Source organism: Algoriphagus sp. AGSA1 (assembly GCF_021390545.1).
GTDB lineage: Bacteria > Bacteroidota > Bacteroidia > Cytophagales > Cyclobacteriaceae > Algoriphagus.
Map to the genome: position 1 here is coordinate 87,760 of NZ_JAJUWR010000007.1, position 17,488 is coordinate 105,247.

The 17,488-nt window shown below is 43.6% G+C and carries 14 protein-coding genes; 4 read left to right on the top strand and 10 right to left on the bottom strand.

All coding sequences use genetic code 11. From position 1 onward, the window contains the following. Positions 1–4 precede the first annotated feature (4 nt). The 5 genes from LZF95_RS06840 to LZF95_RS06860 all read right to left on the bottom strand — a co-directional run bounded on the left by LZF95_RS06840 (position 5) and on the right by LZF95_RS06860 (position 8,432). The gene (locus LZF95_RS06840) at positions 5–979 is read right to left on the bottom strand and encodes a pectinesterase family protein (RefSeq protein ID WP_233754238.1); all 975 of its coding nucleotides are present in this window, start codon (positions 977–979) and stop codon (positions 5–7) included. After that, on the bottom strand, positions 972–2,204 hold the full coding sequence (locus LZF95_RS06845; protein WP_233754239.1) for a glycoside hydrolase family 105 protein: 1,233 nt from the start codon (positions 2,202–2,204) through the stop codon (positions 972–974). Before LZF95_RS06845 ends, LZF95_RS06840 begins: the two co-directional genes overlap by 8 nt. Positions 2,205–2,399: 195 nt before the next feature. After that, entirely contained in the window at positions 2,400–4,079 is a 1,680-nt protein-coding gene (locus tag LZF95_RS06850) for a RagB/SusD family nutrient uptake outer membrane protein (RefSeq protein ID WP_233754240.1), read from the bottom strand. Positions 4,080–4,107: 28 nt separating this feature from the next. Continuing rightward, the gene (locus LZF95_RS06855) at positions 4,108–7,134 is read right to left on the bottom strand and encodes a TonB-dependent receptor (RefSeq protein WP_233754241.1); all 3,027 of its coding nucleotides are present in this window, start codon (positions 7,132–7,134) and stop codon (positions 4,108–4,110) included. Positions 7,135–7,250: 116 nt separating this feature from the next. Beyond that, a complete protein-coding gene (locus LZF95_RS06860) occupies positions 7,251–8,432 on the bottom strand; it encodes a DUF4861 domain-containing protein (RefSeq protein WP_233754242.1) in 1,182 nt (393 codons plus the stop codon). Between the two features lie 385 nt (positions 8,433–8,817). Here LZF95_RS06860 and kduI point away from each other — a divergent pair, with 385 nt between their 5' ends. The 4 genes from kduI to LZF95_RS06880 all read left to right on the top strand — a co-directional run bounded on the left by kduI (position 8,818) and on the right by LZF95_RS06880 (position 13,042). Continuing rightward, positions 8,818–9,657 carry a 5-dehydro-4-deoxy-D-glucuronate isomerase gene (gene kduI / locus LZF95_RS06865; protein WP_233754243.1) on the top strand — a complete coding sequence of 280 codons (840 nt, stop codon included), beginning with the start codon at positions 8,818–8,820 and terminating at the stop codon, positions 9,655–9,657. Positions 9,658–9,750: 93 nt separating this feature from the next. Then, the gene (locus tag LZF95_RS06870) at positions 9,751–10,536 is read left to right on the top strand and encodes a gluconate 5-dehydrogenase (RefSeq protein ID WP_233754244.1); all 786 of its coding nucleotides are present in this window, start codon (positions 9,751–9,753) and stop codon (positions 10,534–10,536) included. 46 nt (positions 10,537–10,582) lie between these two features. Next, on the top strand, positions 10,583–11,617 hold the full coding sequence (locus LZF95_RS06875) for a LacI family DNA-binding transcriptional regulator (RefSeq protein WP_233754245.1): 1,035 nt from the start codon (positions 10,583–10,585) through the stop codon (positions 11,615–11,617). Between the two features lie 21 nt (positions 11,618–11,638). After that, positions 11,639–13,042, top strand: a complete 1,404-nt coding sequence (locus LZF95_RS06880) for a tagaturonate reductase (protein WP_233754246.1) — start codon at positions 11,639–11,641, stop codon at positions 13,040–13,042. 91 nt (positions 13,043–13,133) lie between these two features. Here LZF95_RS06880 and LZF95_RS06885 read toward each other — a convergent pair whose 3' ends face one another. From LZF95_RS06885 to LZF95_RS06905, 5 genes are all read right to left on the bottom strand, one after another. Continuing rightward, the gene (locus tag LZF95_RS06885; RefSeq protein ID WP_233754247.1) at positions 13,134–14,273 is read right to left on the bottom strand and encodes a glycoside hydrolase family 43 protein; all 1,140 of its coding nucleotides are present in this window, start codon (positions 14,271–14,273) and stop codon (positions 13,134–13,136) included. A gap of 124 nt (positions 14,274–14,397) precedes the next feature. Then, entirely contained in the window at positions 14,398–15,159 is a 762-nt protein-coding gene (locus LZF95_RS06890) for a zinc-dependent peptidase (RefSeq protein ID WP_233754248.1), read from the bottom strand. Positions 15,160–15,282: 123 nt separating this feature from the next. Continuing rightward, entirely contained in the window at positions 15,283–16,848 is a 1,566-nt protein-coding gene (gene rny / locus LZF95_RS06895) for a ribonuclease Y (protein WP_233754249.1), read from the bottom strand. A gap of 68 nt (positions 16,849–16,916) precedes the next feature. Further along, positions 16,917–17,201 (bottom strand): cell division protein ZapA, encoded by a 285-nt coding sequence (locus tag LZF95_RS06900; protein WP_233754250.1) that lies wholly within the window; start codon positions 17,199–17,201, stop codon positions 16,917–16,919. Position 17,202: 1 nt separating this feature from the next. Next, positions 17,203–17,487, bottom strand: coding sequence for a hypothetical protein (locus LZF95_RS06905; protein ID WP_233754251.1), 285 nt, complete (start codon positions 17,485–17,487; stop codon positions 17,203–17,205). Position 17,488 lies beyond the last annotated feature (1 nt).

The following is a 17,488-nucleotide window of genomic DNA, read 5'->3' on the forward strand; positions in this document are numbered from 1 at the left end:
CTCCTCACTTGCTAATTCTGCTTTTGGGATCCCACCCATCTTCTCCTGCCAAAACCGCTTTTACAGTGTAGATTTCAGCTTCATCTTCAGTTAATTGATGTGACCAGGAAACCCGCTCAGCTGCCTTTGCACCTGGCCCTGTAGAGCCATATTCTGCATAGAAAGCTGTTTGCTCTGCATGGGGCTTGCTCCAGTTGTGCCATCCCTCGGGTTTGATATGGCTTCCCATTTCAGTATTGATAAAGACCGTTTTTGCATAATCACGCCACGGCCTTCCTAGGTAAGCAGAGCCATTTTCACCTTCACCTGTCAGTTTGCAATTGATGAAAACGAAACCGAATTCCGTTGCTTCTTCTGTAGATGCAGCGGTTACATAGCTTCCTCCTTTTTTGGAGAAAATCTCACAGTTTTCGAAGACCGCAGTTGACCAGCCGAAGATAAAATCGACTGTTCCTTCTATATAGCAATCCTTATAATATTGCCTGCTACGATCTCCATGGGGATATAGTGTATCCTGAAAGCCCAAAAACCTACATTGTTCGAATATGACTTTATCACCATCCACCCTTACTGCCACCGCCTGACCTACAGGCCCAGCGGAATTCTCAAATGTGATATTCTTGGCGTAGAAACCGTCTCCGAACACGAAAAAACTGGTGGAACCTGTCGTGCCCATTTCTTCACCAAATTTGTTTTTCTTTTGGGCAAAATCATCGTGAGTCACTAAGGTAGTTTCAGCATCTTCACCAATCAGAGAAACATTTGTTTTCGAAGCCGCCAGTACCAATTTCTCTTTATAAACTCCAGGCTTTAGCTGGATCCTGGTTTCATTTTTCCGAAAATCAGGAACAGCATCAAATGCTTCTTGAATAGTCTTGAAATCACCGGATCCGTCGCTTGCCACAACAAAGTCAAACTCCTGACCTTGGGTTAGCAAAGAACAAAAACACAATAAAAGTGTAAGCACTACCTTAATCATCTGCATTCGTTAGTGCTTCATACTGCAATGAGGCTAGAATAAAAGGCCCAACACCTTTTGGATCATTTACCCGGATCACTTCACCTATGTAGTATTCATAGGAACCGTCACGGTATGGACTTCCACCAAGACCAGCCACTCCACAAACATTGGTGAGGCTGATTCCTCCATCTGCATCTTCGCGTACAAATTCAGTCAACATGCCTTCATAAGCTTTTTTACCTGCAGCCAGATCCTCTTGATCCAAATACCCTTTATCCGCACCTTTCAGCAGAAAATAGGTAAACATACCTGTGGCAGATGATTCGAGGTAATTTCCTTCACGAGTGCCCTGATCCACTACTTGATACCAAACACCTTCTTTGGACTGGTATCCCTGGATACCTTTAGCCAGTTTCTTGGCAATGGCAATGATATCATCACGTTTTGGGTGGTCCGCTGGAAGAAAATCCAGCACATCCACCAGCGCCATGGCAAACCAGCCTATACTTCTTCCCCAATAATTTGTAGAGAGCCCAGTCTCCGGGTCTGCCCATTTCTGTTCTTTGCTTTCATCCCATGCGTGATGAAAAAGCCCTGTTTCTTCACTGTATCCATATTTATCCATGACAATGATCTGGTTTGCCACATCATCAAAAAGTGTCGGCTCATCGAATGTGGCAGCGTACTGAGCCAAAAAAGGAGAACCCATGTAAATCCCATCTAGCCACATCTGATGCGGATAGACTTTCTTATGCCAGAAACCTCCTTCCTTATTCCGTGGATGGTTGCGCATTTGGTCCCGCAGTTCTTCCACTGCCAGCCTGTACTTTTCTTCACCCGATTTCTTATATAGGTTGATCAGAAACTTACCCCCATTGACCCGGTCAATGTTGAAATCCGTCTTTTTATAGGTGAGTATAGTGCCTGCGCTGTCCACCATAAAGTCCGCGAACTTTTTGGTGTAATTGTAGAATCTTTGTTCCCCTATCTGCTTCCATACAGCCTGCATGGATGACATGATCAATCCATGGGTATATTCCCATTTTGGCTTTTCATTGAAATCCAGTGTCCATCCCTCTGGGTTACGGGCAATCTCGGAATCAGCCATCCAAACAGAATAGGGCTTATCCCTTGCCTTTTCCGATGCTGAGTTTTCATTCTCTTGGGATCTTTTACTGCAAGCGACAATTGAAATTGATATGCAACCTAGCAAGAGAGATAAGGGAAATAAATTGACTTTCATTGTGTAGTGTACGGGAGGTTAGTTTGGGAAAATGAGACTGTCTCACAACTCATAATTGTGAAATTGAGCGTGCGGCTCCCAGAGGGCAGGAAGTCGAAATGGACTTAACTAGCACGTAAAAGGCTTCGACTTCACTCAGCCTGACAAGAAAACCTGATTATGAGACAGCCTAATTAAATTGAATTTAAAATGATTCTAGAAATACCCTTCGTTTTGTGTAAACTCATCTTTATTGGTAATCGCATCCAATTGCTGCTGTGGAATTGGTCTAAGGTTATGAAATTCCTGGATATTCGGAGCAGCATCAGGATTGTTTGCTCGTACACGCTCTACCAGTTTTCCGGTTCGCTTCAGATCAAACCATCTGATTTGTTCACCTGCAAATTCCCTTGCCTTTTCATCCAAGATCAGATCAATAGTCAAATCTGATGCAGCCACTTCCATTTCCTGCTCATGTCCGGGAAGAGCAGCTCTTCTTCTTACTTCATTAAAGTATTCCACTGCCTCGGAAGCATTCCCCTGGTTCAGTTCTGCCTCTGCCACGATCATGTACATTTCTGCCAAACGGATCACAAATGCATCCCTTTTTCCCTGTTGCTGGGCAACAGTGGGACGGCTAGGTTCCAAAAATTTCCTAAGGGAGATATACCGGTCCCGTACCCGTGGTGAACCGTCAGGGTTATACGTCCTGTTTCTGTCGATAACTGTATAAGGCAAAGCATCTTTCTGCGCATCGGTGAGTGGATATTTGGTTGCCAAAATAGCAGTATCCCCTTCATTAAAGGTCACAGGTTTTGTATCGCCATTACTCAGAGCTAAATTATATGTCCCTGGATTGTTGCTGTACCAGACCGTCTGAAAGGTAACATCGTACCTACTATCTTTTGATTCATCAAATAAGTCCAATAAAAAAGTAGTAGGCATAAATCTGGCAAATGGGCGTCCATTCTCTATATCACGCACCATTCCAGGCAACTGATCATAGGTCATCAGATAGAATAAGTGGCTGTTATTACCCCCATCTCTCAAAAGGATATCTCCTCCTGGCGCCTCCAGTTCTCTATTGAAAATAAGATCAGATGTGAAATTCACAATCCAAACGGCTTCAGAATTCCTCACGTTATTGATATTCCACAGCTGCTCATAGCTTTCTACAAGAGAGAAATCATATCCGTCAATGACTTTCTTGGCCAAGCGTGAAGCCTCTGCATTGTTTCCTCTAGTCAAGTGCATTCTTGCTGCAAATGCCTCAGCAGCCGGTTTGGTAGCACGGCCATATTGGTCAGGACTTTCAGTGAGATTGTCCATAGCAAACTGTAGATCTTCAAATATCTGATTGTAGAAATCATCAACTGAGCTACGCTGTGCGGTAGTCTGTACAGAAGTCACCTCCTCCAACGACAAATGAACACCGCCCCAGGTCTCTACAATGTGCCAAAGATAAAATGCACGCAAAAACCTTACTTCGGCCATTCTCAACATCTTTTCGTTTTCAGGCAGCGGTGATTCAGGAATACGCCCTACTGCCGCATTAGTAGAATTCAATGCTGAGTAAAGCCTGGTCCAATAGAAATTAATCTGTCCGTTTTGCCCATTTAGATCAGCATTATAGAGTGCCAGCGGGGGATTTTCCATGCCATTTGCCCGGGTAAATATATCCGTGCCCAAATCAGAAAGGGTGATTCCGTGCTCCTTGCCATACCAAAACCTCATTGGCGTATAGCAGGAGTTGACCAAAGCCTCTATTCCTTCCAGGGTATTGTAATATCCGTCGGCTGTCAAGCCTGTTTTATTGTCTTCTTCAAGAAAATCCGCACAGGAAGAGATCCCTAAAGTAAGACATGTCAGTAATGCTATAATTTTATAATTTTTCATTGTTTTCAAATTTTGGGTTTGTAAAAAATCATAGTTCAATATTGACTCCGAATAACAACTGTCGAGTCATAGGGAAGCTCAAGTTCCCTCCTCGCTCCGGATCGTATCCACCTAGATCGCTCCATACAAAATAGTTTTTTGCAGTAGCATATACCCGCACCCGGGAAATGGACAGGTTTTCTATCAGCGGCTGAGGAAGATTATACCCCAAGGTGATATCTCTAACTTTCACAAAAGATCCATCTGCATAGCGTAAGGTGGAGAAATACCTTGCATTCCCGGTACTTGTACCCGCATTAGGCCTTGGATAGGCATTGGTAGGGTTTTCAGGAGTCCAATAATCTACCCTTGGTCCATTTTCACGTGCATCTATTTTATAGGACCCGTTTGCCTCACTCACGATCATATTACCTTGGCGGGCAAACACAAATACGCTTAGGTCAAATCCTTTATAAGACAATCTGTTATTCACTCCCAAGTTGAATTTAGGGACATTGCTCCCCAAAATCACTCTGTCATCCGGAGTGATAATACCATCGCCGTTCTGGTCTCTCACTTTTATTTCACCTACTTGCTGTTGGTTCTCCAATGCCTGGTCTTCTTCTCCTAGTTGCCAGATACCGATTTTCTCATAATCAAAGTAAGAGGAGATTGGATGTCCTACAAACCAGCCATTAGCCAAATCACGGTCACCTTCCACCAGCTCCCTTATTTCCTCCTTATTATGGGTAAACGTGAAGTCAGTGCTCCATTTTACTCCAGTTGGCTGATCTATATTGATAGTGCTTAATAGTACCTCCATGCCCCTATTTCTGGTTTTCCCGATGTTGTCCCATGCACTGGTAAAACCTGATGTGGCTGGAACGGCGCGTTCAATCAATAGATCGCTGGTATTCTGCTCGTAGATATCAACGGAACCGGTAAGTCGGTTATTAAAGAATCCGAAATCAATCCCAAAATTCAAACTTGCTGTTTCCTCCCATCCAAGTGAGGCGGCGATCAGAGATGGATAATAGCCAAATGCGGCAGTTTCAGATGAGCCTTCGTCCCATGCATACGTACTTTTGCTCAGTCCACCCAAGGTTTGATATGGTGAAACTGCTGAGTTACCCGAAATACCATAGCTCAATCTAAATTTCAACTCACTGATCGTGGAATTATTGACCAAAAAACCTTCTTCCTTGGCAATCCAGGAAACTGCCGCCGAAGGGAAGAAGCCCCATTTATTACCGGATGCCAAAACAGATGAACCATCAGCCCTCAGTACCCCATTGAAGATGTACTTGTTTTTAAACTTATAATTTACCCTGGTGAAAAAAGATGCCAGAGAGGTTTCTACCAGGGCACTATTGATACGAATGCCATCCTGGGCAGCGCCCAGATTATAGAATAACATAGTAGGTGAAAGTAAATCCAATCCTTCTGCGAAATATTCTTCGTTACGTGTGGTCCACATGCTCTGCCCCAGCAAAAGCTGGAAATCATGATCAGCACTTGCTTTGGAGTAGGTGGCAAAATTTTCCCAGGTAATTCTAGAAGCCATATTATTGGTAGCTCTTGCCACTGTCCGTCCATCAGGGCCTACATCGATAGTATTTTCTCCCATAAATACTCCCCGGCGTGAATTGCTGTTGTCCATGCCAAGTCTTGAGGTAAAATTAATGGCCTTGAAAGGAGTCCATTCCAAGCTTACATTTCCAAAGAATCTTCTGTTGATTTCATTGTCCATGTAATTACCGGGAATCTGATCGTTGAGGGGATTGACAGTGGTCCCATCTCCTAAGGGAAGAAGAATTATCTCACCTGCTTCATCATAAGCAGGACCCAGTGGGCTAATTTTATTGGCCCAGTTGAGAGGATCCCTTCTTCTATCCTGATCCTTCAAGGTGTACATGATGTTAGTGGAAAGCTTCAGCTTATCACTCGCCCTATAATCAACCGCCATTCTCCCACTGTAGCGCTTAAGTTCATCGTTCTCAAACAAACTCTGCTCATCGAAGTACTCCATGGAGAAATAGTAGTTCACTTTTTCATCAGCTCCTGCTACACTCACCTGGTAATTCTGCTGAGCCCCTGTTCCGATCACTTCATTTGCCCAGTCACTGTAAACCCCGTTTCTGAAATTCTCCAATTGCTGGGGAACAAAAATATTCCCGTCATCCTCAGGACTGCTCCATTCGCCTACGGTTCTTCTGGATTCCCTTCTGAAATCCACCCATTCAGGTCCTGTCATGATGTAATCGTAGTCGTCCAAAGTCTGAGTGCTATAGTAACTGTTTATTGATACTTTCGGCTTGCCTTGAGCGCCTCGCTTGGTCGTGATAAGTATTACACCATTGGCGCCCAACGTACCATAAATTGCCGTGGAAGCCGCATCTTTAAGCACTTCTATAGAGGCTATATCATTGGGGTTCACATCCAGCGTGCTGCCATAGATAATTCCATCCACCAATACCAGTGGGTTATTTCCCGCATTCAAGGATCGGTTTCCTCTCAGTCTGATGTTCAGGCCAGCTCCGGCTTGCCCGCTGGATTTGGTCAGGTCAAGTCCAGGCACCTTTCCCTGCATAACTTCCAGGGCATTGGTCACGGGAATGGCCGTCAAATCTTCGTTTCTAACCGAAACCACTGAACCGGTCAAATCTGATTTCCTCACTGTTCCATACCCGACTACGACGACTTCCCCAAGGTCTTGCATATCGTAATTCATCGTGATATTCACCTCACTCTGATTATTAATGGCTACTTCCTGAGTTACAAAACCAATAAAGGAGAAAACCAAAGTAGATCCATCCTCAGGAACTTGGATCTCAAATTTCCCATCCAGCCCGGTGGTCGCGCCCTGCGTGGTACCTTTGATGATTACTGAAACGCCAGGCAAGGGTTCATTATCTTCTGACGTGATGACAGTACCTGAGACCACCCTGCTTTGAGCAAAAGCAATCGATTGCACAGAGAGCCAAAAAATAATGCCTAGGAGTGTATGGCAGTATTTTACTTTAAAGACATCTCTAATGAACGGCTCTTGCGCCGTCTTGTAGAATTTTCTAAACATAGGTTTTTGGGTAAAATTGTAGTTTTAATAGTTTCCTCTTGCTTAAATCTGCATCCAGATCCTTAGCCAAATAAATGGCACCTTAATCGCTGATTATCAAACCAATCATCTTCTGATTATTTATGGATTTCTAATGGTGAGGATAATTTTTCAATTTCCTTATTGAGATAATCTTCAAACTCCTTCTTACTTTGAACCCCTCCTTTCTCCTGTTCCCAAGCTGCCAGCAAATAATAACTCAGTGTATTGTCGTTGCTATTGAACACCAATACATGTGACAGATCATCGGCTGTGACCTGGGTAAGGCGATCGGTGGGATATATAATAGCAATACCCAGGTTGTCCCCTGCTAAACTCTGCGGCCCATAAGTAGCCAAATAGCTGAATGAAAGAATGTCATCACTAGTCAATACCTGAGCCTTAGCATCCTTTATCAATCCAGTAGCAAAATTTGGTATTTCTTCTGAAGAAGTAAGATCCACCCTGGAAAGCCGAGTGCCGGAATGGATGGAGATTTCGGAAGTAATATCAGTTTTACGGGAAGGCAGATCCCATCCGTAGTACTTCGTCAATATTGATGAATAGACCGGGCCGTTAGTGGTGATTTCAGTATATAGGCTATCGGTCACATCCACACGTCTTGCCTTTCCGTCCTCCCAGGTAGCAATACTTCCCAACCCCAACGTCTTGCCAACCTTTAAAATATCCATTCCCCAATCCGCCGGTTCATGATACGAGTCAAATCCATCCTGTCCCACGTCCTGCAATACCGGGGTGCTGACCTTTTTGCCAAATACGTCAATCCCATTTCTCCAGTCCAGATAAAAACGATAGCCCACTAAATCTGATTCCCAGCCCGGCCCTTCATAACGGATAAACCAGGAATGATCGGTATGCTCCGGGGGAACCCGAAGGGAAGTGACATTCTGAAAATGTCCGCCTATATATTCCCTGTTTTTGAATTCGCCCCCAAACTTATGGCTCAGTTCCGCCTGAGTGAGTTTTGGATACCCCAGATCTAGTTGTCCTGAGGAACCTTTCAGATTAATTTCGATTGTTTGGTTAGCCTCTATCTTAGGAAGAATAAAAACCAATCCTTGATCTGGCCCATGTTTATTCCACTGGGAAGGTATTTCCTCCTCTCCCATAAATACCTGATACGTTAATTGGCCTGCATCCCCAAAGCTACCCTCCAAATCACCTGGACTAAGTACTACCTTTTCATTCATCCTTTCTACAGACAGATGGTTTTCTACCGAGAACGTGACCTCCTCAGAAGAACGACCGGCGTTTTCCATGCTTTTCTGCCTAGTACAACTTAATGCAACCACAACCAATAACCAGGACAGACACCTGGGGAATTGTGCTTTTGGCACTTCGACAATGCCTGTACGTTTCCTCATTATTATGTTAATTTACAAGAGCTTACACTCAAAAACATCTAATCCATGGATTGCTCGCGACAACATGGATTAAGATTGAAGAGCAATCGATTGCATATTAAAAATAAAATGAATAAGAAAAAATTTTTTCAGTGAATTATTACCCAAAAAAGTTAAAATGAACCGAAATTCACATATTTTACAAATGAATAGTTGGAAAATATATAAGAAACCAAATACTTTTTCGCATTATGATGTTCAAAAATAATACTATATTGCGCAAACGATTACATTAACCCTTATGAGTATTACTATAAAAACAAGGTATTCCTCACATCCTGAGGATTTCAAAAATTACCCGACAGAAGAAATCCGGGAAAAATTTTTATTGGAGAATATTTTCCTTAAAGATCAAATCACCGGTATATATACTATGGAGGATAGGCTGATAGTAGGCGGGATCCATCCGGTAGATAAGCCCCTGCACCTGGAAACCATTGATCAGTTGAAGGCCCCGTACTTCCTAGAGCGGCGTGAAATCGGAATCATCAATGTTGGCGCTACATGTACAATTGAAGTTGATGGGGAATCCATCAGTCTAGGCAGAAAAGAAGCCCTTTATATCGGAAAAGGAAACCAGAAAGTAGTATTCCATCCTGCCAAGGAGGGGGACGCTTTACTATACTTCAATTCCGCCCCCGCACATACCACCTTCCCTACACGAAAAATCACCCGGGAAGACGCTGAAGTGGTCACCCTCGGCTCCTTGGAAAATTCCAACCACAGGACGATTTATAAGCTTTTGGTCAACTCGGTTGTTGAAACCTGCCAATTGCAAATGGGAATGACTGAATTAAAACCGGGCTCAGTATGGAACACCATGCCGGCCCATGTGCATGATAGAAGGATGGAGGCTTACTTTTACTTTGATATCAAAGGTGAAAATGTAGTATCCCACTTCATGGGTGCCCCTGACGAAACGAGACATATTTGGATGAAAAACCATCAAGCTGTCATCTCACCGGTCTGGTCTATCCACAGCGGAGCAGGCACTTCCAATTACTCTTTTATTTGGGGAATGGCCGGAGAAAACATGGATTACGGAGACATGGATATGGTTAAGCCTTCAGAATTGAAATAATTATGAAATCGAACATGTCGAAGGCGACACACACCAGGATGATTATAATGCAGGCGAGATTCCATCTGACCATTAAAAACAAATTATAAACAGATGAAACCAAACTTTGAACTAAGAGGTAAAATCGCTCTTGTGACAGGCGCCACACATGGACTGGGGATGGCTATGGCCAAAGCTTTGGCGCATCAAGGTGCCACGTTAGTAATCAATGGGCATACTCCTGCCAAAATGGACGCTGCAATTGAAAACTATGCTTCTGAGGACATTATAGCCCATCCTTATTTATTCGATGTAAGTGATGTCCAAGCTGTAGATACTGCTATCACGAAAATAGAAGAGAAAATAGGAACAATCGATATATTGGTGAATAATGCAGGAATGATCCAACGCACTCCTGCATTGGAAATGGATCCCGAAGACTTTCGCAAAGTAGTGGATATTGACTTGGTGTCCCCATTCATAGTTTCTCAGCGGATCGCCAAAACTATGGTGAAAAAAGGGAGCGGCAAAATCATCAACATCTGCTCCATGATGAGTGAGCTCGGTCGAAATACCGTAAGTGCTTATGCTGCCGCCAAAGGTGGCCTGAAAATGCTGACGAGAAATCTCGCTACGGAATGGGCAAAATATAATATTCAGGTAAATGGCATAGGCCCTGGCTATTTTGCCACGGAGCAGACTGCCCCTATCAGAATAGACGGTCATCCCTTCAATGATTTTATTGTCAATCGGACACCTGCAGGACGATGGGGCAATCCGGATGACCTCGGAGGGGCTGTAGTCTTTTTGTCCAGCCAAGCCAGCGATTTCATCAATGGCCAAATCCTATATGTGGACGGGGGAATCTTGGCTACAATAGGCAAACCAGCCGGTGAATAGCTATATTTAACGTCAATTAAACAATTTAACCACCCAACCCCCGGCAATGAGAAACGGCAAGGCTACTATTCATGATATCGCGGAGAAGCTAAAAGTAACGGCCTCGACAGTATCCAGAGCACTGAATAACAACCCAAGAATCTCTGATGCCACGAAGAAAAAAGTATTGAAGGCTGCAAAAGAGCTTAATTATCAGCCAAACAATATCGCTTCTGCTCTTCGAAGTGGAAGAAGCAAACTTATCGGAGTAATAGTCCCTACTGCCAACAGAAATTTCTTTTCATCCGTTATCCGGGGCATTGAAGAAATTGCAAATTCCTTGAACTATAAAGTAGTAATCTCTCAGTCTTACGATGACTATGAAAAGGAAATGCAGACTGTAGAGGCACTTTTAAATGCACAGGTGGACGGGGTAATTGCCTCCATTGGCAAGACCACACTACAAGTGGACCACTTTAAACAAATTTTAAAAAAAGGGATTCCGCTGGTGCTTTTTGACCGGGTGACCAATGAATTGGATGTGAGCCAGGTAGTAATCGATGATTATTATGGGGCATTCCAGGCTACAGAGCATTTGATTGAACAAGGATGTAAAAGGATAGTACATTTCAGCAGTTCGCAAAACATCAACATCTACAAAGAGCGTAAACGAGGCTATGAAGACGCATTACTTCAGCATGGAATCACTGTTGACCCCGAATTGATACGCTTCAGCAAACTGCAGCTGGAAGATGGAAGAACCTCCATGCAGGAGGTGATCGATTCCAATATTCCTTTTGATGCTGTTTTCTCTTCTTCAGATTACTCCATCATGGGAGCTATGCAGGTTTTGAAAGAAAATGGGTATAAACTTCCTGATGATATAAAGTTGGTTGGCTTTGGCGACGAACCTTTTACCTCATTCACCGAACCTACCCTCACCACGGTCAATCAAAAAAGTATTCCCATGGGGAGAATCACGGCGGAGACCTTTTTTGAGATCCTGAATGAAAAAGACAAAAGCAACAGCATTCCGAAAAAAACAATTCTTAAACCAGAATTGATCATCCGTAATTCATCAATCAATCCAAAAGACAAGTAAAACACCTACCTATTACATCACATGAAACTTCTTTCCAGATCAAAAACAGCTCCTTCAAATCGCCCTGTTAAAACCCTCCAGTTCGGGAATGGGAATTTCCTCCGCGGATTTACAGATTGGATGATCGAAAAAGCTAATCAAGCCAATGTATTTGATGGGGATATCCACATTGTGCAGGTTCACAGCAAGTCGGGAAATAACCCAATGAAGGATCAGGATTGTCTTTACCATGTGATTGAGCGGGGACTGAAAAAGGGCATATTAGTTCAGGAATCCACCCTCATTTCCTGCATAGCTGGAATCACGAATGTTTTCGAAGAATATGAAGAATACTTGAAACTTGGAGAAAATCCGGATTTACGCTTTGTTGTTTCCAATACCACGGAAGCAGGGATAATTTTTGACCCAAAAGATTCCTCTTCAGATAGCATTTCAAATACATTTCCCGGCAAACTGACTGCCTTGCTTTATCATCGGTACAAGACTTTCCAAGGAGATCCTTCCAAAGGACTGATATTCCTTCCCTGCGAATTGATCGAGGCAAACGGTGCTGCATTGAAAGACTGCATCCAAAAATACATATCCTATTGGAAGTTGCCTGCGGGTTTCTCCGAATGGATCGATTGGAACAATACATTCTGCAATACATTGGTGGACAGGATTGTTCCCGGATACCCCAAGGGCTCCATAGAAGAGATTCAGGAAAAGATAGGCTACAAGGATGATATGGCCGTCATGGTGGAGCCTTACCATTTTTGGGCCATCGAGGGTACAGATCAAGTGAAAGAGGAATTCCCCTTGGATAAGGCCGGGCTCAATGTGAAATTTGTGGATAACCTTGCCCCTTTCCGCACCCAAAAAGTCAGAATCCTAAACGGAGGACACACGGCAATGGTGCCTTATGCTTACCTTAAAGGTTTAAGGACGGTAAGAGAAGCTGTGGAAAACCCTGAAATCGGCACCTTTCTAAAGGAAGCAATTTATACTGAAATTATTCCTACGCTCGATATGCCACAGGCTGAACTGGAGCAGTTTGCCAAGGATGTTTTGGAGCGCTTTGCCAATCCTTTCATTGTGCATGAGCTTAAGTCCATCGCATTGAACAGTATTTCCAAATTCAAGGTCCGGGTTCTTCCATCTCTCCTAGCCTATCATGAATTGAAAAATGAATGGCCGGAGAAATTAACCCTTTCTTTCGCCGCACTATTGGTGTTCTATAAAGGGAATTACAAGGAAGTAGATACGCCCGTCAATGACAATTCTGATCTAATGGATGAATTTAAGGCAGCTTGGGATCTGGGTTCTACCAGTGAAACTGTAGAAAAATTATTGAGTGAAAGGGCTTATTGGGGAGAGGACTTAAGAAATCATCAGGGATTAACTGAAGCTGTATCAGAAGCAGTAGACCAACTTCTTCAAGCTTAGCCTTATCGAAATTTAGGGCCGTCAGATTTAAGATTCTGATTGAAGAAAAGGAAAGCAAAAAAAATGCTTTCCTTTTCTTTTTTAATTGCTCTTAAAAGGGAATAGCCTGCGCTGTAGTAGTAGGCCCATCCACCACCAAGCTGCCATCAGATTTGATTTCCATTTTATCCAGAAACACTACCCGTTCCTGACCGGATTCTTTGGTACGACCATGGTACACGCAATACATATCGCCGTTATCCATGAACACTATATTGTTATGCCCCGTGCCTGTCACTTCCCCGCCTTTATGTGTATTAAGTTCCAGCACGGGATTGTTTGGCGCTTTGGTAAATGGCCCCAATGGGTTTGAGCTCGTTGCGTAACCTACCGCATAATTTTCCCCTGCGTAATAATTACTCGAGTACATCATGTAGTAAATGTCTTCGTGCTTAAAAATAACCGATCCCTCAGTCCATCTTCTGTTTATTTCCTGCTTGGTCACCGATCTGCTTTCCCATTCGGACTGTGCATCATCCATTTTTAGAGGCGGACGAAGGCAAAGCACAGGCTCTCCTATTACTCCGGAGAAATCAGGCTTCAGTTCCACCCCATACACCCAACTCTCCTCTATCTCATCGTACCACCCCTTTTCTCTTGCCCAATCCGCCACCTCGCTTTCCACCGGGTGTTTATAGCACGCCCGTGAGTAATAGAGGTAGTATTTCCCTTCTTCCCAATACACATTCGCATCTATTATCGGATATCCAGGATCAAATATCGGCCTGTCATACATTTCTATAAATGGCCCGGTCGGGCTATCGGATTTGGCCACACCGATCATAAAATTCTCTTCTTCATTGGTAGGATTGACCTTCCACTGGGCGCTGAAAAACATGTAATAGTTGCCATCAATCTTATATACTTCCGGTGCCCAAAAGAACTTGCTTGCCCAACTGTCCTCTGTGTTGCCTTGATACACTTGACCTTCAAATTTCCAATCGACCAGATTGCCCGAGGAATAGGCCGCAAAACCATCTTTTGCTCCACCACCTGTTCCGTACATGTAATACTTCCCTTCCCCATCATTCAGGATAAAAGGATCTCCAAATGCCACATCCAGTGGATTGGCATAAGTGCCTTTCGCTGAAACCCTAGATGACTCCTCTTGTTGCTTTTGCTTTGGAGAACAGGATACTAACCCAATCCAAGAAACAAGGATAATCCCTAGATAATAAAATAGAACTCTCATGTGCGGATTTACAATTAAACTTTGAGGAAGCCAAAATACAGTCTTTTATCAGAAACAATTTATCTTTCGCAATAGAATGTTGGGAAAAAGCCCATTGTGAGACAACCGGATTAAGGATTTACCCTTAGCCCTTGACCCAAACTCGTGGATCCTGACGCATAAGCCGCACCAATGTACCATATAGCTCAGGATTATAATTAAAAAACTCATGCGGTTTTTCGAAGAAAGTCTCCAAGGCTACCGCAAAAAACTCATGGTGATTAAATCCAGCACTTGTCCTAAACACCGACCTGCCACCCTCATTCACCTTTCTTATTTCTTTGTCAGCAAATTCCAAAAAAGATTTATAAACCTCAGGAGCAAAAAACTCACTTTCCCCATTGTAGTGGATCTGGTTTTCGAGTTTCAATGCATGAGCCACCTCATGGATGCCTAGATTTACTCCGTCATGCTCGCTTTCCATTCCCTCCAAAAAGCATTTCCAAGACATCACGATCAGCCCATGTCTGGGATTGACTTCACCTCGATGATACTGTCTGGAAATCGTACTGTAATACGTATCTGGGTAGATTAGAATCTTACTAAAATGAGGCAAACGAAGATCTTTCCAACCGAAGGCCACCATCACCATAGTTGCTCCGATCAGGATTTTCATTTCGGAAGTAACAATTCTCAGACCTCCTCTTCCCATAAAAGATTTGGTGGTAAGAATTACTTCAAGTTTCTTTCTGAATTCCCTTTTGTGCTCTTCTGAAAGTCTGGCATAATACGGGAATTGTTGCTCAAGAATCTCTATCTCCAACTTTGTCAAGCGAATTCTCGCAAACAATATTCGAAGTTCCTCGATCAAACTTGCAAGACTGTTCATCCTATATAAAGGCATCATCGTTTTTGAATAAAAAAGGCAGCTACCAATCAGTAACCGCCATTATTTTATAGGCCAATATGTAGACAAGTACCTTCAGGAGTTGAATGCTCGCTACTTCTGTCTCCAGTCTTCCAGCCTCTACTATCTAGCGTAATTCACTGCCCTCATTTCACGGATTACCGTGATTTTGATCTGACCTGGATATTGCATTTCCTTTTCGATTTTCTGCGAAATATCAAAGGAAAGCTTACCTGCTGTAGAGTCGTCCACGTTGTCCGCATCTACCAAGACCCGAAGTTCGCGGCCGGCCTGCATAGCAAAGCATTTATTCACCCCATCAAAGCCCAACGCAAGCTCCTCAAGGTCTTTCAATCGCTTAATATAGCTATCCATCACTTCGCGCCTTGCGCCTGGTCTTGCGCCTGAAATCGCATCAGAAGCCTGTACAATCGGAGAGATCATAGAGGTCATCTCGATTTCATCGTGGTGGGCTCCGATCGCATTGCAGATTTCAGGATGCTCTTTGTATCGCTTAGCCAACTCCATCCCCAAGACCGCGTGCGGAAGTTCCTGCTCCTCGTGCCATACTTTTCCGATATCATGAAGTAAACCTGCGCGCTTGGCCATCTTGGCATTGAGCCCCATCTCAGCTGCCATAGTAGCGCAAAGCTTCGCCACTTCCCTGGAGTGCTGAAGAAGGTTTTGTCCATAGGAAGATCTATATCTCATACGCCCTACCATTCTGATCAGCTCAGGATGAAGTCCGTGGATCCCCAGATCAATACAGGTTCTTTCTCCTATTTCGACGATTTCCTCTTCGATATTCTTTTCCGTTTTTGCTACGACTTCCTCGATCCTGGCCGGATGGATACGTCCATCCTGCACCAGTCTGTGAAGGGATAGTCTGGCCACTTCTCTTCTCACCGGATCAAAACCGGAAATAATGATGGCCTCGGGTGTATCATCCACGACGATTTCCACACCTGTAGCAGCTTCCAGCGCACGGATGTTCCTACCTTCTCTACCGATGATTTTACCTTTGATATCATCGCTTTCTATATTGAAAACCGAAACACAGTTTTCCACTGCGTGTTCAGTCGCGGTGCGCTGTATGGTGTCCAGCACGATCTTCTTCGCCTGCTTGGTAGCCGTAAGTTTAGCTTCGTCAAGAATGTCTTTGATCTGTGAAGAGGCCTTGGATTGAGCTTCCTCTGTCAGCATAGTCACCAGCTGCTCACGTGCTTCTTCACGGGTAAGGTTTGCCACCTTTTCCAAATCGGTGATACGTTGATTGGTTACTCTGTCAAGTTCCTCTTTTTTGATTTTGATTGAATGAAGCTGGGCATTTAGGTTCTCAGACTTACTGTCAAGTTCTGCTTCTTTCCTTTTTACCTGCTCCAGTTCCTTGGAAACCTGCTGCTCTCTTTGCTTTACTTTGTTCTCATTGGTGATGATGATGTTCTTCTTATTACTCATCTCCTCATCAAACTCAGCTTTCAGCTTGAGGTACTTTTCCTTTGCCTCGAGGATCCTGTCTTTCTTGATGGACTCCGCGTTGATTTCCGCCTCCCTAAGCATGGATTTCACCCGTTCCCGGGTTTCTTCCTCCAGTTTAGAGTTTTTGTTTTTTATCAATGTGCCGACAATAGCAGCTCCTACACCAGTCCCAATCAGGGCTGCGAGGACGATATATAGTATTTCTCCCATGGGTATTTTGGATATAAATTAGACCCCGGGGAATCTGAAAAATCTCCTGAATTTTGTGTTCCGAATAATTACAACGCCTTAGCCAGCAAGGCATTTATATGAGAAATACTGGATTTAATATGCTCTGAATCTTCTGTATTAACCTGATTGGTCTCCAATGATTCCACCATGCAATCAAAAGCTACCATCGCCAGCAAATCCTGGTTGTCATCCAGCCCGTATTCCTCTTTATACTTTCTTAATTTTTCATTAATCAACTTGCCAGCATGACGGATCTTGGACTCGTCCTCGATCTTCACGCGCATAGGATACTCTCTGTCCCCTATTTTTAATCTGATGGCAAGTGTCTCCATATCACTCTGATAAGTAAGTAATTAAATGATCGATTTCCTGTATATAATTATTGATTAGGTCACTCATTTCAGTTGACTGTTCCGGATTCACCGGTTGATTGTCCACAATGTTACTAATTTTAATTTTATTTTTAAAATGTTCGATTTCCTGCTCTTTTTTGTCCAAAGCACCGCTGACCTCGGATAATTTTTGCCTCAATTGCTGGTTTTCCTCACTTATTTCCAGCAATTTGTTACTCGCCTGCAGGGCCAGTTTCTCTAATTTTTGCAGTTCCTCTTGAATCATT